Annotated in this window: 4 protein-coding genes; 1 reads left to right on the forward strand and 3 read right to left on the reverse strand. The window is 40.3% G+C overall.

Going from position 1 to position 6,235, the window contains the following annotated elements; genetic code table 11:
- Positions 1-13: 13 nt before the first annotated feature.
- Positions 14-538 carry a CRISPR-associated protein Cas8a1/Csx13 gene (gene cas8a1, locus ACM0OR_RS27430; RefSeq protein ID WP_414579563.1) on the reverse strand — a complete coding sequence of 175 codons (525 nt, stop codon included), beginning with the start codon at positions 536-538 and terminating at the stop codon, positions 14-16.
- Positions 539-1,364: 826 nt separating this feature from the next.
- Between cas8a1 and glgB the strand changes: the two genes are divergently transcribed.
- Positions 1,365-3,653, forward strand: a complete 2,289-nt coding sequence (gene glgB / locus ACM0OR_RS27435) for a 1,4-alpha-glucan branching enzyme (protein WP_414579565.1) — start codon at positions 1,365-1,367, stop codon at positions 3,651-3,653.
- Between the two features lie 157 nt (positions 3,654-3,810).
- Here the strand turns inward: glgB and ACM0OR_RS27440 are convergent, their stop codons facing one another.
- Together ACM0OR_RS27440 and ACM0OR_RS27445 are read right to left on the reverse strand one after the other, a co-directional pair.
- Positions 3,811-5,082 (reverse strand): nucleotidyltransferase family protein, encoded by a 1,272-nt coding sequence (locus ACM0OR_RS27440; protein ID WP_414579564.1) that lies wholly within the window; start codon positions 5,080-5,082, stop codon positions 3,811-3,813.
- 108 nt (positions 5,083-5,190) lie between these two features.
- Positions 5,191-6,075, reverse strand: coding sequence for an alpha/beta fold hydrolase (locus ACM0OR_RS27445; RefSeq protein WP_414579567.1), 885 nt, complete (start codon positions 6,073-6,075; stop codon positions 5,191-5,193).
- Positions 6,076-6,235: the final 160 nt, after the last annotated feature.

Consider the following 6,235-nt stretch of genomic DNA (forward strand, 5'->3'; position numbering starts at 1 on the left):
TTATCTTAATGGTTTACTTGCTATTTGAGTATTTCCGCCAAAAGTGGATGCTCCCTTTATCTTTGGGTTTATAACTGGCGATCGCTAACAAAGACCAAATTCTCAGTTCTTGCCAAGATGATTTTTTAATTAGGAGTGAGATTTCTTCTTGATGCTCATTAAAAGACTTATTTAATCCCCCTCTTACTAAAAAGTCAGACAAATATTCCTTAAACGATAATTCATCATAACAATAGTTTAGCTCTGCCCTTAATCGTTCAACTTTCTTCTTAATGAGAGGCTCTTTTCCTGACTCTGCTTTGGCATACATTTTAGCAAAGTTGCCCTTCATAGCTTGCTGAAATACCTTAATAAAAATAAGATAGTGCTTGTCTTCTTCACTATTCTCTGCCATTATTATGAATCCTTCTCGATTGGGAAATAATTGGTTAAATAAATATCCTTTTGAATCCTCTATCACCAATTTTTCCCAAAAATTAGACCACCAAGAGATTCCTTTCACTAAATTATCAGCAATCAGGGAGCGAATCGGATTCACTTTAATAAAAATTTGCTTGGGTTGAATCTTCTGATAATTAGTTGGAAAATATTGTTGAACCTGTTGATAAGTGATTAAAGTATTTTTATTAATATGGTTGCCATAGATGGAAATTTTGAGAAAAACTTAAAGGTGTTAAAGTTTGTTTAATACATCAACATCCTCTTGTGCAAAATTGTCCTTACTGTCATCGCCAACTACTTTGGTTAGACTGGCAATCCAGTTTAGGCTATTGTTCGCAATGTTCTTACTAGTTATGAGGAGCTTCTAATACTCCAGTAGTTACTCGGAACAGATGGATAGCCGAAAGTTTCTATCCCATACCAGCATGAACCGCTTCTGCTCCATTCTATAAAAATCTGGCACTTTCCTGCGTTCTATGATTCATTGGACTCACGGCAAGCTTATCCTTCCAATTTGGACTCACGGCAAACTTATGCTTCCAGACTGTCAATTTCATCCAAAATTAGCTGACGCAATAATGAGGGTTATAATGTTGTTTGCGGCAAACTTATGCTTCCACTGGCGGCAAAGTTATGGGTAAAGTCACAACATTTATAGCTTCTTCTTGCTGGTATTACAGCCTTGGGCTGTTGGCGGAGGGCTAACTTGTGATGCCAGGTCTTTGAGTGTAAAGTATTACATCTGCGAGAAAAGAGACTATCAAAAACTTGCACCTGTCAGTATCGCCCATTTCTCTAATCTCAGTGACTCATTCTGAGATAGGATAACGATGGCGACAAAATTGCAAATAAATGTAAAGAATATACATATACAAAACCCGATTTAGTCAATCAGTTTATTTTACGTAGGTAGCTTAATGTCCATGACCACGATCGCCCCTGAGCAGGTTAATAGCATCGTTTGGAATCAGCATCAAGATCCTTTTGAAATACTCGGTTCTCATCTAGTAGACCAAAACGGCAAAAACGTTTGGGCTGTCCGAGCCTACCTACCCAATGCCAGTGCAGCATGGGTAGTCTTGCCTGAACAAAGACTAGAATATCCAATGCAATCGGTACATCATCCCAATTTCTTTGAATGTACTATTGAAACTTCTGAGTTATCCAACTACCAATTAAAGATAAAAGAAGGAGAACATGAGCGTGTCATTTATGATCCCTACGCTTTTCGTTCTCCCCACTTAACAGATTTTGACTTACATTTATTTACCGAAGGCAATCATCATCGCATCTACGAAAAACTAGGAGCGCACCCCACCGAAATTGGTGGTGTCAAAGGGGTATATTTTGCTGTTTGGGCCCCCAATGCTCGCAATGTCTCTGTCCTAGGGGACTTAAACGAATGGGACGGACGTAAACACCAGATGCGTAAAGGGGCGACAGGTGTTTGGGAATTATTTATTCCTGAAATAGCAATTGGAGCGCATTACAAATACGAAATCAAAAACTGGGAAGGACACATTTACGAAAAATCTGACCCCTATGGTTTTCAACAAGAAGCCCGCCCCAAAACAGCCTCTATAGTCACCGATTTAAATTCCTACGAGTGGCAAGATGAAACCTGGCTAGAAAAACGCCGTCATACAGACCCTTTGACGCAGCCGGTTTCAGTTTACGAAGTACACTTAGGTTCTTGGTTACAAGCTTCCAGCGCAGAACCAGCTAGATTACCTAATGGGGAAACCGAACCTGTAGTCATTGCTGCGGAATTAAATCCAGGCGCACGTTTTCTGACCTATCGAGAATTAGCTGCTCGCCTGATTCCCTACGTTAAAGATTTAGGATACACCCACATAGAACTATTACCCATTGCCGAGCATCCCTTTGACGGTTCTTGGGGTTATCAAGTTACTGGCTACTACGCTCCTACCTCTCGTTTTGGTAGTCCAGAAGACTTTATGTATTTTGTTGACCAATGTCACCAAAACGACATCGGTGTAATTGTAGATTGGGTTCCTGGTCACTTCCCTAAAGATGGGCATGGTTTAGCGTTCTTTGATGGTACTCACCTGTACGAACACGCCGACCCCCGCAAAGGTGAACATAAAGAATGGGGAACTCTGGTATTTAACTACAACCGTAACGAAGTCCGCAATTTCTTAGTAGCCAATGCTTTGTTCTGGTTTGACAAGTACCATATTGACGGGATTCGGGTAGATGCAGTTGCTTCCATGCTCTACCTAGACTATTGCCGTAAAGATGGTGAATGGCTAACCAACCAATACGGCGGAAGAGAAAACTTAGAAGCAGCAGATTTCTTGCGTCAGGTAAACCATCTAATCTTTAGTTATTTCCCAGGTGTTGTTTCCGTTGCGGAAGAATCCACTTCTTGGCCGATGGTGTCTTGGCCTACCTATACAGGTGGTTTGGGCTTTAACCTGAAGTGGAATATGGGCTGGATGCACGATATGCTCGACTACTTTAGCATGGACCCTTGGTTTCGCCAGTTCCATCAAAACAATGTCACCTTTAGTATGTGGTATAACCACAGCGAAAACTTTATGCTGGCTTTGTCTCATGATGAAGTCGTGCATGGTAAGAGCAACATTATTGGCAAAATGCCGGGTGATACATGGCAGAAGTGTGCTAACGTCCGTAGTTTATTTGCCTATATGTTTGCTCACCCAGGTAAGAAAACCATGTTTATGAGCATGGAGTTCGGACAGTGGAGTGAGTGGAATGTCTGGGCAGATTTGGAGTGGCATTTGTTACAGCATGAACCTCACGAACAATTAAAAACATTTTTCAAAGAATTAAATCATCTCTACCGTTCTGAGCCTGCTTTGTACACTCAGGATTTTGCGAAAGAGGGGTTTGAGTGGATTGATTGTAGCGACAACCGCCATAGTGTAGTTTCCTTCATCCGCCGTGACAAAGATACAGAGGATTTTCTGGTAGTGGTTTGTAACTTTACACCGCAACCACATTCTCACTATCGCGTCGGTGTACCAGAAAAAGGATTTTATACTGAGTTATTCAATAGTGATTCCCGTCAGTATGGCGGTAGTAATATGGGTAACTTAGGCGGTAAGTGGACTGATGATTGGTCGATGCACAATCATCCTTACTCGCTGGATTTGTGTTTACCACCTTTGGGTGTGTTAATGCTTAAGTTAGATAGAGAGACGACTGCTAAAGCTCTATATTCGTAATTTTGAGGGGGTGGGTAATTCCCACCCTTTGTTAACGCAGAGGGGCGCGAAGTTACCGCAAAGTAACGCAGAGTAACTTTTCAAACTGATGCGTTACTTTTAACTCATACCTCAACACTTAGCACGCTGCTCAACGCCCCGCTACCACTAACAGCACTCATAACTTTTGATCACTCAACCAAGAATTACACAAATCAAGACCCCGCTTCAATGGTGTTAATCCAAATTTGATGATTAATCTGATGGGACGAATTAAATAATAAAGACTAGAAAGGGATTTGGGTAAAGGTAAAGAGACATAATCTTTATCTTTGGGAGTCATGGCAAATCTCAACACAAAAATACATAGTAAAGCTCTATGTTTAAAGCTTTCCATAACTCGGAAATGAAAAGCTAAACGCCAAGACCAAAAAGACCTTTCAAATACATCTAGTGGTTCATCACTTTGAATCCACAGTTTTTCTTTTACTTCGGTGGCGAGGGTTGTAGTAATAGGATTTTTGTGAATCTTTTGCTGAACTTCTTCTGGTAAACTTATTTTTTGGATATCTTCTGCCAAGAATAAACCTAGTAGCAGCATTCGTTCGCAACCTTCCCTTTTAGCTTGCTCTAAGAGTTTTGTCCATTGAAGTTCGGGGTGAGATTTAATTAATTCGGCAATATCACAAATCCAAGATAATCTTTGCCATAAATCCTTACAACCGTGGACGCAAAGATATAATATTGAGTCTTCTAAGGAAAGTTGCAGGATATCACTACCAGCAAGAGAGATAGGTTGCAGGCGTTCCCACAAAACATCAAAATTTGGTTTAAAAGCAAAATAAGTTGGTGTAAATTCCCAGTGCAGGTCTATTAATATCATGCCGTCTTCACTCAGCAAACTGTATTCGCAAAATACTTCTTGTAGTTCTTTTTGTGCTTCAGTTAAATATTCTTTTGTTTGGTATTTTTGAGCTTGCAAAAGTTCTATTGTTTTGGGGATGTCTTGCTTGGTTACTAAAATATCAAGGTCGCCAAATTTTCGTAGTGCCAGATTACCATAGGCTAAAGTTGCTAAGACAGGCCCTTTAAATGGAATGGCGCGAATATTATTAGCTGTAAGTAATTTCAGGATATTCACAAGCTTGTGCGCCAGAAGTAAGTTATTGAGCGTGATTTTTTGACAATGGGTGTGTAAAGATTCCAAAATGCTCTGGGGAACTTCATCTGGACAAATTTCCTTGAGGCTCGAATACAGAAGTGTTTGTACTCTATGCCAAATAGCAATTTTAATTAAATAATTCCAATCTATTTCTGCTATTACTAGCTGTTTAATTTTGGCTGCTGTTTCTGGGTCGATTTTAGTGTTAGCACAATAGACCAACAATTCTGCTTCTTTGTTGGTGGTTAATGGCTGCGTTTGAGCAGATATTTGCGGTAATGCAATCATTTTGTGTAGAACTTACTAGCCCGGTTAGTTTGATGAAACACACTTGTTTGATTTTCTGATCTAATTTCATCAGCGAACAACTAGTTATATAAAAATTCGGTAAAGTCTTTACACAAAACGCTGTAATAGACCAATAAATACGGCTGGTAATTCTAGATGTGGTAGGATTCCCGCATCTGCGATCGCATAAAATTCTTGAATAGCACTTAAGTTTAAACTCATCAACCGCCGTCCTAGCTTGATGCTGGTGAATTGTGCTTTCTCTCCCCAGAAGAATACTGTGGGAATTTTGAGTTGTTGAATATACAAACTCAAATCAAAGTACAAGTCACCGCGTAAAAATGCTAGAGCCGCAAATTTAGCATTAGGCTGCTGTGCTGAGGTAAGATAAGCTTCTACTATCTCTGGAGTGACGCGTTTTGGTTGAGCAAACAGGAAACTTTCGAGAAAATTTCTGACTGCAAGTTCATTTTCAGCCCCAAGGGCATAAATGAGATTATCTAATAAGGGTGTATTAATTATTGGTAGTGGTAGTCTGCGTCCTGCACCTTGGCCAAAGTCATCAAATCCAGAAGGACACACCAAGCACAGGTTTTTGAATAATTCAGGTTGCTGAATCGCCAAGCGTATAGTTAAAGCCGCAGTTAGGGAAGAAGCTACTACTGTTACAGGTTGGCGACAAGTTTGGGTGATAAATTCGGTAATTGTTGTCAGGTAGTCTTGAATCTGATAATCTCGAACTGGATGAGCAGATTCTCCCCAACCAATTAAATCTGGCGCGAGGATGCGATGAGTAAAAGCAAAAGCCGGGTAAACTTTTGACCATTCGTAGGCAGATGCGCCACCACCAAAATTGTGCAGAAATAGTAATGGCGGTAAGTCTTCAGTGTCAGTATTCAGCCAAGGTACAGCAGTTTGAGTATAGTAAACTGTTTTCCCTAAAGATGTATTGATGACTTTATGCCCAAAACCAGGCGGTTGAAACTGAAGCATAGGGTTAGTGATGAGTAGTGAGTGCTGAGTGCTGAGTAGTGAGTGCTGAGTGCTGAGTAGTGAGTGCTGAGTTGTTAGTGGTCTGTTAGTTATCACTGACTCCAATAGACTTGTCTATAAAAGATAAAAAGCTGACTGTGAAGGGATTATAGGAGATATA

The organism is Anabaena sp. CCY 9402-a, from assembly GCF_963920945.1.
GTDB lineage: Bacteria > Cyanobacteriota > Cyanobacteriia > Cyanobacteriales > Nostocaceae > Trichormus > Trichormus minutissimus.

What these genes read in the sequence shown, in the direction of transcription:
- glgB (WP_414579565.1), top strand. Translation starts at nt 1,365, where the DNA reads ATGACCACGATCGCCCCTGAGCAGGTTAATAGCATCGTTTGGAATCAG.
- ACM0OR_RS27440 (WP_414579564.1), bottom strand. Translation starts at nt 5,082, where the DNA reads ATGATTGCATTACCGCAAATATCTGCTCAAACGCAGCCATTAACCACC.
- ACM0OR_RS27445 (WP_414579567.1), bottom strand. Translation starts at nt 6,075, where the DNA reads ATGCTTCAGTTTCAACCGCCTGGTTTTGGGCATAAAGTCATCAATACA.